Here is an 18,050-nt window from a genome sequence, read left to right on the forward strand (position 1 = left end):
TGGTTCGAAAAAATGATTTTGGTGATGCTGCGTCTGGCAGCGCTCTATGTCTGGCAGCGCCGACAATAGAAGGACGAGCGCCCGGCCTGGACCAGCCGCTCGATCGTGCCGGCACAGCCCGGCGTGCGGCAAGGCTCACCCTCCTGGTCGTAGACACAGAAGGTGTGCTGGAAATAGCCAAGCGATCCATCGGTCTGGATATGATCGCGCAAGGAGGATCCGCCCGCCGCAATCGCATCCATGATCACGGCACGAATAGCCTCGGTCAAAGCCAGCAATGCCTTTGTCGGCTTGCCCGTAGCCGTGACCAGCGTGCCAACCGGCCGGGTCGGCGACAGGTGGGCACGCCACAGCGCCTCGCAGACATAGATATTGCCGAGACCGGCAATGGTCTTCTGATCAAGCAGGGCCGTCTTCAACGGCTGCGCCTTGCCGGCAAAGCGCCGGGCCAGATAATCGGCGCTGAGCGTATTGCCGACCGGCTCCGGTCCAAGATCGCGAAAGGCCGGGTAGAGATCGAGCGCGACCCGCTCTGCCAGATCCAGGAAGCCGAAGCGGCGCGGGTCATTATAGACGACCCGCAGGGCGCCCGCCTCGCCTTCCAGATGAAAGACGACATGGTCGTGCTTCTCGTCCTTGGAGCGGGGCCTGTGAAAATCGCCGGGAAGTTCCCTATCGCCTGCCTTTTCGATGCGGAACGAACCGGACATGCCGAGATGAGCAATCACCGTCGCGCCGTCCTCCAGATCGATCAGCAGATATTTGGCGCGGCGCGACAGGGAGAGAATGCGCTGCCCGCAAGCTCGCTCGGCAAGGCCTGCCGGGAAGGGAAAGCGCAGATCCGGGCGGCGCAGTTCGAGACGCTCGATCCGTGCACCTTCCATGGACGGCGCCAGCCCGCGCTTTACGGTTTCCACCTCTGGCAATTCCGGCATCGCCGCTCCATCTTTCTGTTTCAGTCCCAGCGCGAGTGGTCTATAGACGGCGCGACAGCAGGCGTCATTGCCATAGTGTCGCAGAGATAGCGCACCGAACCCGATTTCGCTATGGTCACCGGACCATATCAGACGATGGAGTTGATCAGATGGCCGAGAGCCGCACGTCCGCCCAAGGCGGCATGGAAACCTCCTACGGCTTCCGCGACGTCCCTGAAGGCGAGAAGCAGGGCCTGGTCAACGAGGTCTTCCACAAGGTGGCCAAGCGCTACGACATCATGAACGACGTGATGTCGGCCGGCCTGCACCGGCTGTGGAAGGATGCCATGGTGGCAGCCCTCAATCCCCGCAAGGAGGCGGGCTACAAGGTTCTCGACGTGGCCGGCGGCACGGGCGACATCGCCTTTCGCATCGTCGAGGCCTCGAACCGGCTGGCGCATGCCACCGTGCTCGATATCAACGGTTCGATGCTCGGCGTCGGCGCCGAACGGGCCCAGAAGAAAGGCCTTTCGGACAACCTGACCTTCGTCGAGGCCAATGCCGAGGAACTGCCGTTCGAAGCCAACAGTTTCGACGCCTACACGATCGCTTTCGGCATCCGCAACGTTCCCCGCATCGACGTGGCGCTGAAGGAGGCTTACCGGGTCCTGAAGCGCGGCGGTCGGCTGCTGGTGCTGGAATTCTCGGACGTTGAAATGCCGCTGCTCGACAAGTTCTACGACCAGTGGTCGTTCAAGGCGATCCCGCAATTCGGCAAGATGATTACCGGCGAGGCCGAGCCCTACCAGTACTTGGTGGAATCGATCCGCAAATTTCCCAACCAGCGGGATTTCGCCGCGATGATCGGCAAGGCCGGCTTTTCGCGGGTCAATTTCACCAATTATTCCGGCGGCATCGCAGCCCTTCATTCCGGCTGGAAGCTCTGACGCATGGCGCAAAGCTGCATGAAGCATCGCGACCACACTTGCCCACGGATTGAACCTCAACGATGAGCACGATCGGCGCATATTTCCGGCTGGCGCGCGTCGGCTGGGTTCTCGTTCGCGAAGGCGTCGTGGCGGCCCTACCGTCCGAAGGGCTGCCGCCGCTGGTGGCCTTTGCCAAATCCACGATGAGCCTTTTCACCCGCAACCGTGCCCGGAAGCGCGAGCGGTCCGACCGGCTGGCCAATGCGGTGGAACGGCTTGGCCCGTCCTATGTGAAGATCGGCCAGTTCCTGGCGACCCGCCCTGACGTGGTCGGTCCGGATTTTGCAGAGGATCTGGCCGGTCTGCAGGACCGGATGGCCTTTTTCCCGACGGCGCTTGCGAAAGCCTCGGTGCGCGACTCGCTCGGCCGGCCGATCGAGGAGCTGTTTGCCGAATTCGGCGAGCCGATCGCCGCTGCCTCGATCGCGCAGGTGCATCCCGGTGAAGTGGAAACCGCGGAAGGCCGGCGGAAGGTCGCCATCAAGGTGATCCGCCCCGGCGTGCGCAGGCGGTTCGCCGACGATCTGGAAGCAATGTTTCTGGTCGCCCATCTGCAGGAACGGTTCCTGCCGCATACGCGGCGCCTGCGGCCTGTCGAAGTCACCAAGACGCTAGAGCAGACGACCAAGCTGGAGATGGATCTTCGCCTGGAGGCCGCAGCACTTTCCGAGATCGCCGAAAACACCAGGCAAGATCCGGGTTTCCGGGTGCCGAAGGTCGACTGGGTACGCACCGGCCGCGACGTCGTCACCATGGAGTGGATCGACGGCATCAAGATGTCGAATGTCGAGGCGCTTGTGGCCGCCGGCCACGACCTGAACGCGCTGGCCGACACGCTGATCCAGTCCTTCCTGCGTCACACCCTGCGCGACGGCTTTTTCCATGCCGACATGCATCCGGGCAATCTTTTCGTTGATGACCAGGGCATGATCGTCGCAGTCGACATGGGCATTGCCGGGCGGCTGGGCAAAAAGGAACGCCGGTTCCTCGCCGAAATCCTGTTCGGCTTCATCACCCGTGATTACATGCGGGTGGCGGAGGTGCATTTCGAGGCGGGCTATGTGCCCTCACACCACAATGTGGCGAGTTTCGCCCAGGCGATCCGCGCCATCGGCGAGCCGATCCATGGACAGCCGGCCGAGACGATTTCCATGGGCAAGCTGCTGACGCTGCTGTTCGAGGTCACCGAACTGTTCGACATGCAAACCCGGCCGGAACTGGTCATGCTGCAGAAGACCATGGTCGTGGTCGAAGGCGTGGCACGCATCCTCAATCCACGCTTCAACATGTGGAAGGCGTCGGAACCGGTCGTCTCCAGCTGGATCCGCGACAATCTCGGGCCGAAGCGCATCGCGACCGACATTAAGGATGGGCTGAAGGCCGCTATGCGCCTGGCCGAGGCCGCACCCGAGATCGCCGCCAAGACCGAGAAGTTCCACGGCCAGTTGATGCACATGACCGAACACGGTCTGCGCTTCGATGCCGAGACGGCACAGGCGATCGGCAAGGCGGAAGCTCGCCACACCCGGTCCGGCCGTCTGGCGCTCTGGATCATTGCCGCGACGCTGGTCTATCTCGCCTGGCAGATCACCTAAGGCTATCGTCCACTTTCGGGCTCCCCGCGTTTTTTGCTGCACTGCGGCTTGCCAAGCGGGCGGTCGCGGGATTTTATAGCGCCACAGGTTCCAGTCGTTTCCCTTTTCGACATTCATTTGGTGCGCGGTGGCAATCGGGCACGGCCAGGGAGTTTCATCATGCGTCTTGCGGCTTTCGTCCTTCCCCTTGCCCTGGCATTGGGCACCGCCCTTTCGGCGGCCCTGCCGGCCAAGGCCGAAACACTTACTCTTGCCAACTGGCTGCCGCCGGCCCATCCGCTGATGAAGGATGTGATGCTGCCCTATGCCGAGGCGGTCAAGACGGCCACGCAAGGACGCGTCACCATCAATGTCCTGCCGGCGCCGCTCGGACCGCCGGCTGCCCATTTCGACTTTGCAGTCAATGGCGTGGCCGACATCACTTATGGCGTCCAGGGCTACAATCCCGGCCGCTTCAAGACCACGAACCTCACCGAGATTCCGTTCCTCGGCGATAGCGCCGAGGCCAATTCGGTCGGCTACTGGCGCGTGTTCGAAAGCATGCTGAGCAAGGCCGGCGAATATGACAAGGTCAAGGTTCTGGCCGTGTTCACCCATGGTCCGGGCGAGATCTTCACCAAGGGCCGCGATCTTTCCAGCATGGATGGCCTGACCGGTGCCAAGCTGCGCGTCGGTGGCGGCATCGTCGGCGAACTGGTCAAAGGCCTTGGCGCTGTTCCGGTCGAAGGCCCGTCATCCAAGACTTACGAACTGCTGTCGAGCGGTGTTGCCGACGGCATCACCTTCCCCTTCGAATCCGTTGCCTTCTTCAAGCTGATCCCGATGCTCGACACAGCGCTGATCGTGCCGGGCGGGCTCTACAACACGTCCTTCTTCGTGGTGATGAACAAGGCGAAGTGGGACGCACTGTCGGATGCCGACAAGGCCGCTATCGACAGCGTGTCGGGCGAGGCCCTGGCGCGCTCGGCCGGCAAGGCCTGGGACAAAGCAGACGCGGCCGGCAAGGCGGAAATGGACGGCAAGATCAAGCTTCTGACGGCGACCGCCGACCAGATGAAGGCGATCGAGGCCGGCCTGAAGCCGACCGTCGATGCCAAGCTCAAGGAAGCCGCAGAAGCCGGGATCGACGTTCCGGCGGCCATCGCCGCCCTCAAGGCGGAAATTGCCAAGGCCGAGAAGGGCGAATGAGCCTGGAGGCGCCTCCCGAGGCAAAGCCGGCGGCAAGGCCTCCGACGCGGCTGCAGAAGAGCTTGGCGGCCATCTGCAGCCTTCTGCTCCTGGTGATGATGCTGGTGACCGTTGCCGACGTCATCGGCCGCTACCTGTTCAACAGCCCGCTGTCCGGCGGCACCGAGATCACCGCACTGCTGCTCTCCTCCGTCATCTTCATCGGACTGACCGGCGTCTGTCTCGATGACGAGCATGTCACTGTGGACCTGGTCATCGACCACCTGCCAGGCTTCGTGCAGCCGGTCCGGCAGGTGCTGATCCGGTTCGTATCGGGCGCCGTTCTCGGGGTGATCGCTTGGCGGATCCTGGTGCATGGGCAGGGCATGGGCGCCTATGGCGAGCGCACCGTCAGCCTGCATATTCCGGTGGCCCCGATCGCCTATCTCTGTGCCGGCTTTACCGCCATTGCCGCCATCATCACTTTCGGCTCGATCATCGCGCACCTGCGCGCCCGATGATCACCTCCTTGCCTGCGGAGCAATTATGACCTGGCCGATCGGCAGCCTTCTCCTTCTCGTCCTGATGTTTGCCGGCATGCCGATTTCCTTTGCCATGGCGCTGGTGGGCACGCTCGGCACCCTGTCGATCATCGGCCTGCAGCCGGCTCTGTCGCTGCTCGGTCAGACCTTCTTCGATAACAGCCGGGAATATTCGCTGTCCGTGCTGCCGCTGTTCCTGATGATGGGCAATTTCGTCGTGCAGTCCGGCATCGCCGAAAACCTCTACAAGTCGGCCCATGCCTGGTTCCGGCACCGCAAGGGCGGGCTGGCGATGGCCACCGTGATCGCCTGCGGCGGCTTTTCGTCCGTCTGCGGCTCTTCGCTGGCAACGGCTGCCACCATGGCCAAGATCGCCTTGCCGTCGATGCGGCGCTACCGCTATCCCGACAGCCTGTCGACCGCCTCGATCGCCGCCGGCGGCACGCTGGGCATTCTCATTCCGCCTTCGGTGATCCTGGTGTTTTACGGCATCATCACCCAGCAGGACATCGGCAAGCTGTTCCTGGCCGGCATCGTGCCCGGCATTATCGGCGTCATCGGCTATGCGATCGCCGTGTCGATCTCGGTGCGCTGGCGCGGCATCGACCTGCCGGTAGAAGAGAAGCTGCCTCTGATCGACCGGATAAAGGCGCTGCGCGGCACCACGGGCGCACTCGCGCTCTTCCTCTTCGTGATGGGCGGCATCTATCTCGGCGTCTTCACCCCGACCGAATCGGCCGGCATGGGCGCTGCCGGCGCCATGGTTCTGGCGCTGTTGAGCGGCCGCTTCACCATCGCGGACACGATGCGCACGTTGTTCGACACAGCCAAGAACACGGCAATGATGTTCTTCATCCTGTTCGGGGCGCTGACCTTCACCAGTTACGTCAACCTTTCCGGCATGACGCAGGATCTGCAATCGGCGCTCACCATCTTCGGCGACAGCCCGACCGCGATCATCCTCACCATCCTGGCGATCTACATTGTGCTCGGCTGCATGCTGGAGGGCCTGTCGATGATCACGCTGACCGTACCGATCTTCTATCCGGTGGTCGCCGCTGCCGGCTTCGATCTCATCTGGTTCGGCGTGTTCATCGTCGTCGTCACCGAGATCAGCTACATCACGCCGCCGGTCGGCATGAATGCCTTCGTGCTGCGCTCGGTGGTCAAGGATGTCAGCCTGAAAACGATCTTTTCCGGGCTGATCCCGTTCGTGGCCATCGACTTCGTGCGCATCGGCCTGTTGATGCTGTTTCCGGCACTGGTGCTTTACCTGCCCTCCCATATGTAGCGTACGGCCGATAATTGCCGGCCAGCCTTGAGATCCTGACGATGACCGACATATAAGGCTTAACGTCAGTGGCCCGGGATCCGTTCATGTCGACAAACAATGCCTCCTTCATCCGCACGACCCTGCTGATGCTGATGGTGGGCGCGGCGATCTTGCTCGGCATCATCCTGTCGTCCCTCTGGCTGGTGGACCAGACCCGCACGACGTTCGACTATGTTGTCCAGGAGCGAAATATCCGCAGCACGAGTGCCGACCTGCTTCAGAACCTTGTGGATGCCGAAACCGGTCAGCGCGGCTACATCATCGCCCTCGATCAGAGCTTTCTGGAACCGTATAAGGAAGCAACATCGGAGATTGGCGCCAACCTCGACCGCCTGGCCATGCTGATCAAAGGCCGACCGATCAAGGAAGAGCGGATGCCGGAATTGCGGCGCCTGATCGAAACAAAGCGCGCGGAAATGTCTGCGACCCTCGACCTTGTGCAAAACGGTCGGCAGGCAGAAGCGGTTGTTGCCGTGCGCAGCGAAGTCGGCCGGGAACTGATGGACCAGATCCGTCAGATTCTGGAATTCTACAAGAAGCAGTCCGACGTGAATATCGAAACGGGCGTTGCCGAGCAGATCGAGGCAACCAGCCAGTTGCAGTGGTTCACCATCGGCGGGGCGATCGCCATCGTGCTCGTTGTCGGCGGGGCCATCCTGATCATCGGCCAGCATGTGCGCGATCTCTCCATTGCCCGCAGCGAAGTGGAGTTGCTCAATTCAGGCCTCGAGGAGCGGGTCAATGAGCGCACGGAAGACCTGATAAAGGCAAACCAGGAAATCCAGCGCTACGCCTATATCGTGACCCACGATTTGCGCGCGCCGCTTGTCAACGTCATGGGCTTCACGGCCGAGCTCGACACCTCGCTGAAGGCCCTGCAGGCCTATGTGCTCGCCGATGGGCAGGCCTTGAGCGACCAGCAGATCCAGGAAGCGCGGCTCGCCGCATCCGAAGACCTGCCGGAAGCCATAGGCTTCATCCGCTCTTCCACCAAAAAGATGGACGGGCTGATCAACGCGATCCTGAAGATTTCTCGCGACGGGCGGCGCCAGCTGAAACCTGAGCGGATCGACGTAAAGGCCCTGCTGGAGGCCACAGGCGCCAGCATTCACCACCAGATCAGCGAGGGCGACGGGCGGATCGAGACGGAGATCAAGGTGCCCGCAATCGTGTCCGATCGGCTGTCACTCGAACAGATCCTCGGTAACCTTTTTGACAATGCTGTGAAGTACAAACATCCCGAACGGCCTTTGGTGCTGTCCGTGCGTGCCATTGCCGATGGAAAGCGTATGGTGCGGATCGAAGTACAAGACAATGGCCGCGGCATTTCGGAGGAAGACCACGAGCGAATATTCGAGCTGTTCCGACGGTCGGGCCAGCAGAACCAGGTGGGCGAAGGCATCGGCCTTGCCCATGTTCGCTCTCTGGCCAGAAATCTCGGTGGCGAGATTACCGTCAAGTCGGAATTCGGCCACGGATCGACCTTCATATTGCGCCTGCCAACAGATCTATCGAAATTAGTACGGAGTTGAGACGATGAAAGCGGTGGGAAAAGAAGTCACCATTGTGATGGTCGAAGATGACGAAGGTCATGCCCGTCTGATCGAAAAGAACGTGCGTCGCGCCGGCGTCAACAACGAGATCATCCCATTTACCAACGGCATAGATGCGCTGGACTACATCCTCGGGCCGGACCGCAGCGGCCAGGTCTCGGCGGAGCGCTATCTTCTGATCCTGCTCGATCTCAACTTGCCGGATATGTCGGGCACCGATATCCTTGAAAAAGTGAAGAATAATCCTCACACGCGCCGCCTGCCGGTCGTCATTCTGACGACGACCGATGACGAGCGCGAAATTCAGCGTTGCTATGATCTCGGAGCGAATGTCTATATCACCAAACCGGTCGACTACGACAATTTCGCCAATGCCATCCGGCAGCTTGGATTGTTTTTTGCCGTCATGCAGATCCCCTGACACGAGCCCTTCCTCATGAATGTCCGCATTCTCTATCTCGATGACGATGCGGCCATTGTGCGGCTCGTTCAAAAGGCGCTTGGCCGCAGCGGACATACCGTCATCCATGCAGAAGACCTGGATGCTGCGCTGCGGCTTCTGGGCGATGACGCATTCGACGCGATCGTGCTCGATCATTACCTGAGCAACATGACCGGGCACGACGTGCTGAACCGGTTGCGGGCCGAAGGCATCATGCTGCCGGTGGTCTATGTCACCGGTTCCAACGAAGCGCAGATCGCGATCGAGGCCATCAAGGCCGGCGCATCCGATTATGTCATCAAGACCGTCAGCGACGATTTCATGCCGCTGCTGGTCAGCGCCATCGAGCAGTCGGTCGCCAATGCCCAATTGCGCCTGGCCAAGGAACGGGCCGACGAAGAGACGCGCCTGGCCAAGGAACGGGCCGAAGCGCTGCTGGCCGAGGTCAACCACCGCGTCGCCAACAGCCTGGCGCTGGTCGCAAGCCTGCTGCGCCTGCAGATCAGCAATTCGGAAAATGACCAAGTGAAGGCGGAATTGTCGGAAACCCAGGCCCGCATCACCGCCATTGCCGGCATGCACCGCAGCCTCTACACCTCGGACGATGTCAGCCGCGTCGAGATGAACATCTATCTCTCGAATCTGGTTGCGGAAATCGGCAGTTCGTTGGGCAATCCGGACAAGGCTATCAAGCTGAGCTTCGACGCCGACCGGATCTCCCTGTCGGCCGATCGTGCCGTTTCGGTCGGCATGATCGTCACCGAGTTGGTAACAAATGCCTTCAAATATGCCTATCCCGAAGAGACGAGCGGCGAGATTCGCGTGAGCTTGGAGGTGACCGGCGAGAACGAGGCATTGTTGACCGTCGCGGATGACGGTATCGGCATGGATCTCGATTCCAAGCCCAAGGGTACGGGGCTCGGCAGCCGGATCGTCAAGTCGATGTCGGCAGCGCTTGGACCGGGGCTGCGGTATCGCGCAACACCGCATGGAACGATTGCCGAAGTGCCAATCCGGATTGTCCCCTGAGACAACCGGCATGCCCAGGGAGAGTTCGACCCGGGACGATCTGCCGATTTGAAAGACGACGCTTTCGGGATAGGATCAGGGCCATCCCTTCATCGAGGACATTCAGGCATGGTTCTTTCGGAAAAACGTATCCTGTTGATCATTTCCGGGGGGATCGCGGCCTATAAGAGCCTCGACCTCATCCGCCGCTTGCGCGAGCGGGGCGCCACGGTGCGACCGATCCTGACCCAAGCGGCGCAAGAGTTCATTACCCCGCTGGCCGTCGGTGCACTATCGGCATGCCATGTCTATACGGATCTGTTCTCCCGCGAAGACGAGCAGGATGTCGGCCATATCCGGCTGGCGCGCGAATGCGACCTTGTTCTCGTTGCCCCGGCCACCGCCGACCTGATGGCCAAGATGGCCAACGGGCTTGCCAACGATCTCGCTTCGACCGTTCTTCTGGCCACTGAGCGGCCCGTGCTCGTCGCTCCGGCCATGAACCCGAAGATGTGGTCGCATCCAGCCACCCGGCGCAACCTCGCAACGCTTCAGGCCGACGGCATTCGTTTCATCGGCCCGATGGCCGGCGAAATGGCTGAAAGCGGCGAACAGGGCCTCGGCCGCATGACCGAGCCGCTGGAGATCGTCGCCGCTGTCGAAGCGCTGCTGGACGATGCTCCCAAGCCGCTTTCCGGCAGGAAAGCCATCGTTACGTCAGGCCCCACCCATGAGCCGATCGATCCGGTGCGTTATATCGCCAACCGTTCCTCCGGGCGACAGGGCCACGCCATCGCGGCGGCTCTTGCCAAGCTCGGCGCCGAGGTCACCCTGGTTTCCGGCCCGGTCACCATTGCCGATCCGACCGGCCTGCGTACGATCCACGTGGAGCGGGCCGAAGAGATGCGTGATGCGGTGCTCTCGCTGCTGCCGGCCGATATCGCCGTGATGGTGGCAGCCGTCGCCGACTGGCGGGTCGCGTCTTCCTCTGGCCAGAAGATCAAGAAGCAACCGGGCGACGCTCCCCCTGCCCTGCTGCTGACGGAAAACCCGGACATCCTGAAAACCGTCGGCCACCATGCGCAGCGGCCCAAGATCGTCGTCGGCTTTGCCGCGGAGACCCAGAATGTCGAAGACAATGGCCGCGCCAAGCTCACGCGTAAGGGCGCCGACCTGATCGTCGCCAACGATGTTTCGCCCGATACCGGCATCATGGGCGGCACGCGCAACCGAGTGAAGATTATCTCGGCGACCGGCATCGCGGACTGGCCGGATATGGACAAGGACGAGGTGGCAACGCGCCTCGCCCTGCTGATCGCCGACAGGCTCGTCGAGGGCGCAAAGCCATGAGCCTGTTAGACCAAGTGGAATTTGATGGGTTCGTGACAGGCTTTGCCGGCACCATGCTGGTCGACCAATGGGGATCGCGCGTCGCAAAGGTCGGCGATAAGGTGTTCACGCTGCTGAATGACAGCGATGGAGAGGCGCGCATCACCGTCAAATGCGCCGAAGAAAGTTTCGAGATCCTGACCTCGCTCGACGGCATCGGCCAGGCGCCCTATTTCGCCAAGCGCAAATGGGTGGCGATCGGCCGATCGGCACCGCTGTCGGACGAAGAACTGCGGATCTACCTGCGCCGCTCCTACGATCTTGTCGCAGCGGGCCTCACGAAAAAACGGCGTGCCGAACTCGGCATCACCGGCTGATCAGACCGCCATGGCTTCCCGCGGTGCGGCGGACCGATCGACGACCGGCTCGAAGGAGGCAGCATCCAGCCCTTTTTCGCTGAGGATCACGGCGCTGCGGGCTGGGATTTCCACCCAGGTGTCGGTTTCATCGTTGAGCGGCTCGGACACCAGGCAATAGCCGCCCTTGCCGCCCATCGGAGCCGCATAGAGGGTCGGTGCATAGGCATCGGTCGCGTAGCGCACCGCGTAAAGCGTCTGGCCATCGGAAAAAGCCGAGGTGAAGCGGACCCGCGCCGTTCCCATCAGATGGGTGCTGAGATTTTCCACGAAGCCGATCGCTTCCGCCATCGCCGCCAAAGGCCGATCGCGCAGGCCGAATTGCAGGGCCAGCAGGAACAGAAGCTCCGAATCGGTCGTGCCGGTGCGGGCATGGAAATGCTCGTCATCGAGCATGGATTCCATCGGCCGCCGCAGCTGCTCGAAGTGATCGATCTGGCCGTTGTGCATGAAGGACCATTTGCCATGCACGAAGGGATGGCAATTGTCACGCCGTGTCGCGCCATGGGTGGCGGCGCGCACATGGGCCAGAAACAAGGGGGAACGGATCTGCCGGGCGAGGCTCTTCAGGTTGCAGTCGGACCAGGCAGGCAGAACATCGCGAAAGCGCCCCGGTTCGGGATGGTCCCCGTACCAGGCGAGGCCGAAGCCATCGGCATTGGTTGCCGTCTTGGCGCGCATGGCACAGTGGGATTGTTCGATCAGCGAGTGGGCGGGTGACGACACCAGCTCCTCCAGATAGAGCGGTTCTCCACGATAGGCGGCCCAGCGACACATGCTTCCATCAACTCCGGCTTGCCCGCAACTTCCGGCGGGGTGACGATCGCCAGCATTTTTTGCTTCAATGGCTAACGAAGTCTAAACAAGATGGTTATTCATGACAGAATCTTGACGGACCCGGCAATCACTTTTTGCAGTGCGGCACGGCGTTTTGTGAACAGTGCGTTCTTTTGGGCGGTCTTCGGGATTGCTGCGGATCGATTATATTCACGACAACTCGAATATCCGCTCGAAAGGAGCAAAGCTGATGTCCATTCGACCCGTCAAACATGAAAGCCATGCTACGCCTGCCATGGAAGGCGCCGGCGTGAAGCTGCACCGCGTCTTCGGATTCGGCGATCCATCGATGACCGATCCGTTCCTGATGATGGACGATTTCCGCAATGACAATCCGTCCGATTACATCCGCGGCTTTCCCTGGCATCCGCATCGCGGCATCGAGACCATCACCTATGTGCTGGCTGGAACGGTCGAGCATGGCGACAGCCTCGGCAATCGCGGATTGCTGGGCGCCGGCGACCTGCAATGGATGACGGCCGGTAGCGGCATCATGCACCAGGAAATGCCGAAGGGCGATTTTGCCGGCAAGATGCACGGCTTCCAGCTTTGGGCCAACCTGCCTTCTTCGCTGAAGATGACGGCACCGCGCTATCAGGACATCAAGGCGAGCGACATTCCCGTCGTCGTCGATGACGACGGCACGGTGGTCAGGGTGATATCCGGCAATTTCTGGGGCAAATCGGGCCCTGTCGACGGCATTGCCGCCGAACCGGTCTATCTCGACATCTCGGTGCAGCCGGGCAAGCGGAAGAGCTTCCCTGTCGATACCTATCGCTCGGCCTTCGCTTATATCTTTGCCGGTTCCGGTTCGTTCCGCGATGCCTCGAAGCCATTTGGGGTCAAGGTGGAAAAAGAGTACCAGGGCGAAGAGCTCAACATCCGTGATCTCTCCGGGAACCGGACGCTCGTCGTGTTCGACAGCGGCGACGAGATCACCGTGCAGGCCGGCGACGAAGGCATCCGCTTCCTGCTGGTGTCGGGTAAGCCGATCAAGGAGCCCGTCGCCTGGCATGGACCGATCGTCATGAACACACGGGAAGAACTGATGCAGGCGATGAAAGAGCTGCAGAACGGCACCTTCATCAAGGCCGCGCATTAAACAACAGGTCGGACCGAAAGGTCCGGCCCGCTTTCAGCTTGCTGTCAGCAAACAATTCTACATGGCGCGAGACATCATAACTGTCTCATGAGCGGATCTCGCGCCAATGTCCTTTCCTGGAAGATACCTCCTCGTTCGGCTGCTGGCGATCTGTGCCGCAGGCATCGCCACCTGCGGCCTCTATCTCGGCTATCTGCAATGGTCCGGCAATTTTCATGAGGTGATCCCCGGTGAATATTACCGATCCGCCCAGCCGACCGCGGCGCAGATCGCCGACTATGCCAAGCGCTACAAGATCAGGACGATCGTTAACCTTCGGGGCGCCTCGACCGAGACCTGGTATCAGAACGAAACCCTCGCAGCCCAGGACCTTGGCATCACCCATGTGGATTTCAAGATGTCGGCGACCCACGCGTTGACGCCCGAGCGGGCTCAGGAACTGGTCCAACTGCTGAAGAAGGCACAAAAGCCGATCCTCGTGCATTGCCAAGCGGGGGCGGACCGCAGCGGACTGGCATCAGTCCTCTATCTCAACCAGGTCGCGCTGATGGACGAACACACGGCGGAAGAACAGCTGATGCCCATCCTCTATGGTCATGTCGGCATTCCCTATATCAGCCGGACCTTTGCCATGGACGAAAGCTGGGAAAATCTCGAACGGACGTTCGGCCTGCGCAGCTAAGACCGGCGCCATCTCGCCACTCTCACCGGCATTTACTGCGGCTACTACCAAGTCTCGGTGCCGCGGCGTATGATGCCGGGGTAGCTATCGCCGGGCAACAGACCCGGCAAGGAGGCAGGTCCGTGAAACCCTACCCGCTCGAAAAGGTCTATCAGTTGATCGAGCCGGGACCAGTCGTCCTTTTGACGACAGCACTCGACGATCGGCAGAATGTCATGACCATGTCCTGGCACATGATGATGGAATTCACACCACCGCTGATCGGCTGCATCGTCAGCTCCGCTGATCACAGCTTTGCCGCCTTGTCGCAGACCGGCGAATGCGTGATCGCCATTCCCGCGTCCGACATGGCGGAAAAGGTCGTGGCGGTCGGCAACTGCTCGGGCCGCGACACCGACAAATTTGCGGAGATCGGCCTCACCGCCCTTCCCGCCCGCAAGGTCGGCGCACCGCTGATCGGCGAGTGCTTCGCCAACCTCGAATGCAAGGTCACCGACCGCGACTTCGTCGAACGCCACAATCTCTTTGTCCTGGAAGTGGTGGCAGCCTGGCACGAACCGCGCGATGCAGCGCCAAAGATGCTGCACCACAAGGGCTACGGCACTTTTGCCGTGGATGGCGAAGATATTACGCTCGCATCGAAAATGCCGTAGGGCGAGCCGGCCCAGCTATCCCGCGACCGGCATCCACACGTCATGGAAATGATGAACAGGGCCGTGTCCTGTGCCGACCGTCAGGTCACCGGCAGCTGCCACGGCGCCGGCCAGATAGAGCTTGGCCGCGGCGATCGCCTGCTGCGGCGAATGCCCCTTGGCAAGTTCGGCCGCGACGGCGCCGGACAAAGTGCAGCCCGTGCCATGGGTGTTCTTCGTGGCCGTTCGTTTCCCTTCGAACCAATGGATCTCCTGGCCGATTGCCAGCACATCCGGGCTTTCGTCCGTGCCGAGATGCCCGCCCTTGACCAGCACGGCCTCAGCCCCAAGTGCGCACAGGCGTTGGGCTTGCTGCTGCATCGTGGCTCGGTCCGTGGCCTCGGCCTCGCCCAGCAGGGCGGCCGCCTCCGGCAAGTTCGGGGTTAGCAGGGTGGCGAGCGGCAGGAGATGGCGCGTCAGGGCAGCCACGGCCTCCTTGGCCAGCAGAGGCGCACCGCCCTTGGCGATCATGACAGGATCGAGCACGATCGGAATGCCGCGATAGCGCGCCAGCGTTTCGGCCACGGCGGTTGCAATCTCGGCGCTGGCGATCATGCCGATCTTGACGGCATCGACCCAGACATCGGCAAAGACCGCCTCGATCTGCGCCGCGACAAAGTCCGGCGGCACGGCATGAACGCCGGTCACCCCTTGGGTGTTCTGCGCCGTCAGCGCCGTCAGCGCTGCCATGCCATAGACGCCGCGTGCCGAAAAGGTCTTGAGATCGGCCTGGATACCCGCGCCGCCCGAGGGGTCGGAACCGGCGATGGACAGCACGTTGCGGATCATGACCGCACCGTGCCGATCGTCCATTCGCGGACAGCGACCTGCGCATGCCCCATGGCCGCCAAACGATATGCCGGAGAAATTGAAACGTTCATCATGCCCCTTTCAGGCGGGGCAGCGACCAGGGAGCTTGTGCTTCAAAGCACGGTCCTGAACGACTCCCTCCGCCAGCATTATCTGGTTCAGGTTCTAAGGGTTCTTCTCAGTCCATCTCGCGACGAACGCCCCTGTCTTTCGATGACCTCGTTCTAGATCAGGACCCGGCCGCTGTCACCTGGAAAGCTCTTCGCAGCACAAACACCTGAGAACGATTTGCGGAAGCCCTCAAAAATCGCTAATTCCGTTCCCGTGTCCCTTCATGCAAATCAGGATTCCACGATTGACCTCCCCACCGAGCACAGGTTTCGACAAACGCTATCAGGGCTTCCTCTTCGACATGGACGGCACGCTGCTCAATTCCATAGCCGCCGCCGAGCGGGTCTGGGGACGATGGGCAGCACGTCATGGTCTGGATGTGGCGGCCTTCCTGCCGACCATGCACGGCAAGCGCGGTATCGACACGATCCGCGGACTTGCGTTGCCGGGCGTCGATGCGGAGGCGGAAGCGCTGGAGATCGAGCGCGGCGAGATCGAGGATATCGACGGCGTCGTGGCGCTTCCCGGTGCCGTCGACTTTCTGAAAGGTCTGCCGGCCGAGCGCTGGGCGATCGTGACGTCTTCGCCCGTCAAACTGGCCAGAGCACGGATCGAGGCCGCCGGTCTGCCGCAGCCGCCGAAAATTGTTACCGCCGAGGATGTGAAGATCGGCAAGCCGGATCCGGCCGGCTATCGGCTGGGGGCCAGCCGCATCAATGCCGATCCGGCCCGCTGCCTGGTGTTCGAGGATGTCATGGCCGGCGTTCTGGCCGGCGAGGCGGCCGGAGCCGATGTCATGGTCATCACGGCTACCCACAGCCACGTCCTGGAGACCCGGTATCCGACGCTTGCAAGCTACGAGGGCCTGCAGGTCCATGTCGATGCCACGGGCGACATACAGATCGTCCGGACGGCCTGACGCCAAAAGATATCACGCCGCCTTGGCGACGTGATATTCCTTGATGGCGACCATCTTGATGGCCGGGAAGCGTTCCGCTTCGTAGCGCAGCGAAAAGGCATCCTGCGCCAGGAAAACCGGATCGCCATCCAGATCGCGTGCGATGTCGCCGCGCTTGACGGCGAGGAACTTGTCGAGTTCGGCCGGCTGGTCCGAGGAGATCCAACGGCAGACCGAGAAGCGTGACATTTCGAAGGAAACCGGCAGGGTATATTCGCCCGCCAGGCGTTCCTTCAGCACGTCGAGCTGCAGGGCGCCGACCACGCCGACGATAGCCGGCGAGCCATCTTCCGGCGAGAAGAGCTGCACGACACCTTCCTCGGCCATCTGCTGCAGGGCTTCCTTCAATTTCTTGGCCTTCATCGCATCTTCCAGCCGCACGCGGCGCAGGATTTCCGGCGAGAAGTTCGGCACGCCCTGGAAGACCAGGTTTTCGCCTTCGGTCAGCGTATCGCCGATGCGCAGGGTTCCGTGGTTCGGAATGCCGACCACGTCGCCGGCAAAGGCCGTATCGGCCAGCTGGCGCTGGGCGGCGAAGAAGAATTGCGGCGCCGTCAGGCCGATCTGCTTGCCGGTGCGGGCGAGCCTCGCCTTCATGCCGCGTTCCAGCTTGCCGGAGCAGATGCGGGCAAACGCGATGCGGTCGCGATGGTTGGGATCCATGTTGGCCTGGATCTTGAAGACGAAGGCCGTCATCTTGTCTTCGGCGGCATGCACAGTGCGGATGTCGGCCACCTGGTCGCGCGGCGGCGGAGCGATATCGCCCAGCGCATTGATCAGGTCGCGCACGCCAAAATTTCTCAAGGCAGAGCCGAAGAACACCGGTGTCATGTGGCCCTCGAGAAAAGCCTTCCTGTCGAACGGACGGCAGGCTTCCTGTGCCAATTCCAGTTCGTCGATAAAGGTTGCGCGCTCGTTTTCCGGCAGGTTTTCCGCCACGTTCTGCGGACTGTTGACGGGCAGCGCCTCGACCTGCTTGTCGGAGCCGCGGAAGGTATTGTCCACCAGATTGTAGGAGCCGCAAAAGCTCTTCGATCGGCCGACCGGCCAGGTGATCGGCGCGGTATCGAGCGCCAGCTTCTCCTCGACCTCGTCGAGAATCTCGAAGATGTCGCGGCTTTCGCGGTCCATCTTGTTGACGAAGGTGATGATCGGGATGTCGCGCATGCGGCAGACTTCGAAGAGTTTGAGCGTGCGTGGCTCGATACCCTTGGCAGCATCGATGACCATGACGGCCGCATCGACCGCCGTCAGCGTGCGATAGGTGTCATCGGCGAAGTCTTCGTGGCCCGGCGTGTCGAGGATGTTGAAGACATTGCCACCATATTCGAAGGTCATTACCGAGGTGACGACCGAGATGCCACGCTCGCGCTCGATCTTCATCCAGTCGGACCGGGTCTGGATACGGTCCTTCTTGGCCTTGACCTCGCCGGCAAGCTGGATGGCGCCGCCGAACAGCAGCAGCTTTTCGGTGAGCGTGGTCTTGCCGGCATCCGGGTGAGCGATAATAGCGAAGGTGCGGCGGCGGGAGACCGCCTCTGCGAGCGTTTCGGCCATGTCGTGAATCCTG

The 18,050-nt window shown here is 61.7% G+C and carries 18 protein-coding genes and 1 riboswitch; of the genes, 14 read left to right on the plus strand and 4 right to left on the minus strand.

Annotated features, from left to right (window positions below; all coding sequences use genetic code 11):
• Positions 1-44: 44 nt before the first annotated feature.
• The gene (mutM, locus tag HFC70_RS01955; protein ID WP_168471511.1) at positions 45-935 is read right to left on the minus strand and encodes a bifunctional DNA-formamidopyrimidine glycosylase/DNA-(apurinic or apyrimidinic site) lyase; all 891 of its coding nucleotides are present in this window, start codon (positions 933-935) and stop codon (positions 45-47) included.
• 149 nt (positions 936-1,084) lie between these two features.
• On the opposite strand from mutM, the gene ubiE reads away from it, so the two are divergent.
• From ubiE to HFC70_RS02005, 10 genes are all read left to right on the plus strand, one after another.
• Positions 1,085-1,861 carry a bifunctional demethylmenaquinone methyltransferase/2-methoxy-6-polyprenyl-1,4-benzoquinol methylase UbiE gene (gene ubiE / locus HFC70_RS01960; protein WP_168471512.1) on the plus strand — a complete coding sequence of 259 codons (777 nt, stop codon included), beginning with the start codon at positions 1,085-1,087 and terminating at the stop codon, positions 1,859-1,861.
• A gap of 62 nt (positions 1,862-1,923) precedes the next feature.
• Entirely contained in the window at positions 1,924-3,498 is a 1,575-nt protein-coding gene (gene ubiB, locus HFC70_RS01965; RefSeq protein WP_168471513.1) for a 2-polyprenylphenol 6-hydroxylase, read from the plus strand.
• Positions 3,499-3,657: 159 nt separating this feature from the next.
• Positions 3,658-4,686 (plus strand): TRAP transporter substrate-binding protein, encoded by a 1,029-nt coding sequence (locus HFC70_RS01970; protein WP_168471514.1) that lies wholly within the window; start codon positions 3,658-3,660, stop codon positions 4,684-4,686.
• Entirely contained in the window at positions 4,683-5,186 is a 504-nt protein-coding gene (locus tag HFC70_RS01975) for a TRAP transporter small permease (protein ID WP_168471515.1), read from the plus strand. The genes HFC70_RS01970 and HFC70_RS01975 overlap by 4 nt, the downstream gene beginning before the upstream one ends.
• Before the next feature lie 25 nt (positions 5,187-5,211).
• Positions 5,212-6,498, plus strand: coding sequence for a TRAP transporter large permease (locus HFC70_RS01980; protein WP_168471516.1), 1,287 nt, complete (start codon positions 5,212-5,214; stop codon positions 6,496-6,498).
• An 86-nt stretch (positions 6,499-6,584) separates the two neighbouring features.
• Positions 6,585-8,072: a CHASE3 domain-containing protein gene (locus HFC70_RS01985; protein ID WP_210259103.1), complete on the plus strand. Its 1,488-nt coding sequence runs from the start codon at positions 6,585-6,587 to the stop codon at positions 8,070-8,072.
• A gap of 4 nt (positions 8,073-8,076) precedes the next feature.
• Complete coding sequence (locus HFC70_RS01990; RefSeq protein ID WP_168471517.1) at positions 8,077-8,514, plus strand: response regulator; 438 nt, start codon at positions 8,077-8,079, stop codon at positions 8,512-8,514.
• Between the two features lie 15 nt (positions 8,515-8,529).
• Complete coding sequence (locus tag HFC70_RS01995; protein WP_168471518.1) at positions 8,530-9,564, plus strand: sensor histidine kinase; 1,035 nt, start codon at positions 8,530-8,532, stop codon at positions 9,562-9,564.
• A gap of 108 nt (positions 9,565-9,672) precedes the next feature.
• Positions 9,673-10,893, plus strand: a complete 1,221-nt coding sequence (gene coaBC, locus HFC70_RS02000) for a bifunctional phosphopantothenoylcysteine decarboxylase/phosphopantothenate--cysteine ligase CoaBC (protein WP_168471519.1) — start codon at positions 9,673-9,675, stop codon at positions 10,891-10,893.
• Positions 10,890-11,249 (plus strand): MmcQ/YjbR family DNA-binding protein, encoded by a 360-nt coding sequence (locus HFC70_RS02005; protein ID WP_168471520.1) that lies wholly within the window; start codon positions 10,890-10,892, stop codon positions 11,247-11,249. Before coaBC ends, HFC70_RS02005 begins: the two co-directional genes overlap by 4 nt.
• Here the strand turns inward: HFC70_RS02005 and HFC70_RS02010 are convergent, their stop codons facing one another.
• Positions 11,250-12,065, minus strand: coding sequence for a class II glutamine amidotransferase (locus HFC70_RS02010; protein WP_168471521.1), 816 nt, complete (start codon positions 12,063-12,065; stop codon positions 11,250-11,252). It abuts the gene before it with no gap.
• A 250-nt stretch (positions 12,066-12,315) separates the two neighbouring features.
• On the opposite strand from HFC70_RS02010, the gene HFC70_RS02015 reads away from it, so the two are divergent.
• From HFC70_RS02015 to HFC70_RS02025, 3 genes are all read left to right on the plus strand, one after another.
• Positions 12,316-13,227, plus strand: a complete 912-nt coding sequence (locus HFC70_RS02015) for a pirin family protein (RefSeq protein WP_168471522.1) — start codon at positions 12,316-12,318, stop codon at positions 13,225-13,227.
• A 106-nt stretch (positions 13,228-13,333) separates the two neighbouring features.
• A complete protein-coding gene (locus tag HFC70_RS02020; protein ID WP_168471523.1) occupies positions 13,334-13,909 on the plus strand; it encodes a tyrosine-protein phosphatase in 576 nt (191 codons plus the stop codon).
• Between the two features lie 122 nt (positions 13,910-14,031).
• Positions 14,032-14,562, plus strand: coding sequence for a flavin reductase family protein (locus HFC70_RS02025; RefSeq protein ID WP_168471524.1), 531 nt, complete (start codon positions 14,032-14,034; stop codon positions 14,560-14,562).
• 15 nt (positions 14,563-14,577) lie between these two features.
• On the opposite strand, the gene thiD is transcribed toward HFC70_RS02025, so the two are convergent.
• The gene (gene thiD, locus HFC70_RS02030) at positions 14,578-15,390 is read right to left on the minus strand and encodes a bifunctional hydroxymethylpyrimidine kinase/phosphomethylpyrimidine kinase (protein WP_168471750.1); all 813 of its coding nucleotides are present in this window, start codon (positions 15,388-15,390) and stop codon (positions 14,578-14,580) included.
• 139 nt (positions 15,391-15,529) lie between these two features.
• Positions 15,530-15,626, minus strand: a riboswitch (TPP riboswitch).
• A gap of 140 nt (positions 15,627-15,766) precedes the next feature.
• Between thiD and HFC70_RS02035 the strand changes: the two genes are divergently transcribed.
• Positions 15,767-16,441 (plus strand): HAD-IA family hydrolase, encoded by a 675-nt coding sequence (locus HFC70_RS02035; RefSeq protein WP_246735611.1) that lies wholly within the window; start codon positions 15,767-15,769, stop codon positions 16,439-16,441.
• A gap of 12 nt (positions 16,442-16,453) precedes the next feature.
• Here the strand turns inward: HFC70_RS02035 and HFC70_RS02040 are convergent, their stop codons facing one another.
• Positions 16,454-18,037, minus strand: a complete 1,584-nt coding sequence (locus HFC70_RS02040; protein WP_168471526.1) for a peptide chain release factor 3 — start codon at positions 18,035-18,037, stop codon at positions 16,454-16,456.
• Positions 18,038-18,050 lie beyond the last annotated feature (13 nt).

Source organism: Agrobacterium sp. a22-2, assembly GCF_012276985.1.
In the GTDB taxonomy this organism is placed as follows: Bacteria; Pseudomonadota; Alphaproteobacteria; order Rhizobiales; family Rhizobiaceae; genus Allorhizobium.

What these genes read in the sequence shown, in the direction of transcription:
- mutM (WP_168471511.1), bottom strand. Translation starts at nt 935, where the DNA reads ATGCCGGAATTGCCAGAGGTGGAAACCGTAAAGCGCGGGCTGGCGCCG.
- ubiE (WP_168471512.1), top strand. Translation starts at nt 1,085, where the DNA reads ATGGCCGAGAGCCGCACGTCCGCCCAAGGCGGCATGGAAACCTCCTAC.
- ubiB (WP_168471513.1), top strand. Translation starts at nt 1,924, where the DNA reads ATGAGCACGATCGGCGCATATTTCCGGCTGGCGCGCGTCGGCTGGGTT.
- HFC70_RS01970 (WP_168471514.1), top strand. Translation starts at nt 3,658, where the DNA reads ATGCGTCTTGCGGCTTTCGTCCTTCCCCTTGCCCTGGCATTGGGCACC.
- HFC70_RS01975 (WP_168471515.1), top strand. Translation starts at nt 4,683, where the DNA reads ATGAGCCTGGAGGCGCCTCCCGAGGCAAAGCCGGCGGCAAGGCCTCCG.
- HFC70_RS01980 (WP_168471516.1), top strand. Translation starts at nt 5,212, where the DNA reads ATGACCTGGCCGATCGGCAGCCTTCTCCTTCTCGTCCTGATGTTTGCC.
- HFC70_RS01985 (WP_210259103.1), top strand. Translation starts at nt 6,585, where the DNA reads ATGTCGACAAACAATGCCTCCTTCATCCGCACGACCCTGCTGATGCTG.
- HFC70_RS01990 (WP_168471517.1), top strand. Translation starts at nt 8,077, where the DNA reads ATGAAAGCGGTGGGAAAAGAAGTCACCATTGTGATGGTCGAAGATGAC.
- HFC70_RS01995 (WP_168471518.1), top strand. Translation starts at nt 8,530, where the DNA reads ATGAATGTCCGCATTCTCTATCTCGATGACGATGCGGCCATTGTGCGG.
- coaBC (WP_168471519.1), top strand. Translation starts at nt 9,673, where the DNA reads ATGGTTCTTTCGGAAAAACGTATCCTGTTGATCATTTCCGGGGGGATC.
- HFC70_RS02005 (WP_168471520.1), top strand. Translation starts at nt 10,890, where the DNA reads ATGAGCCTGTTAGACCAAGTGGAATTTGATGGGTTCGTGACAGGCTTT.
- HFC70_RS02010 (WP_168471521.1), bottom strand. Translation starts at nt 12,065, where the DNA reads ATGTGTCGCTGGGCCGCCTATCGTGGAGAACCGCTCTATCTGGAGGAG.
- HFC70_RS02015 (WP_168471522.1), top strand. Translation starts at nt 12,316, where the DNA reads ATGTCCATTCGACCCGTCAAACATGAAAGCCATGCTACGCCTGCCATG.
- HFC70_RS02020 (WP_168471523.1), top strand. Translation starts at nt 13,334, where the DNA reads ATGTCCTTTCCTGGAAGATACCTCCTCGTTCGGCTGCTGGCGATCTGT.
- thiD (WP_168471750.1), bottom strand. Translation starts at nt 15,390, where the DNA reads ATGATCCGCAACGTGCTGTCCATCGCCGGTTCCGACCCCTCGGGCGGC.
- HFC70_RS02040 (WP_168471526.1), bottom strand. Translation starts at nt 18,037, where the DNA reads ATGGCCGAAACGCTCGCAGAGGCGGTCTCCCGCCGCCGCACCTTCGCT.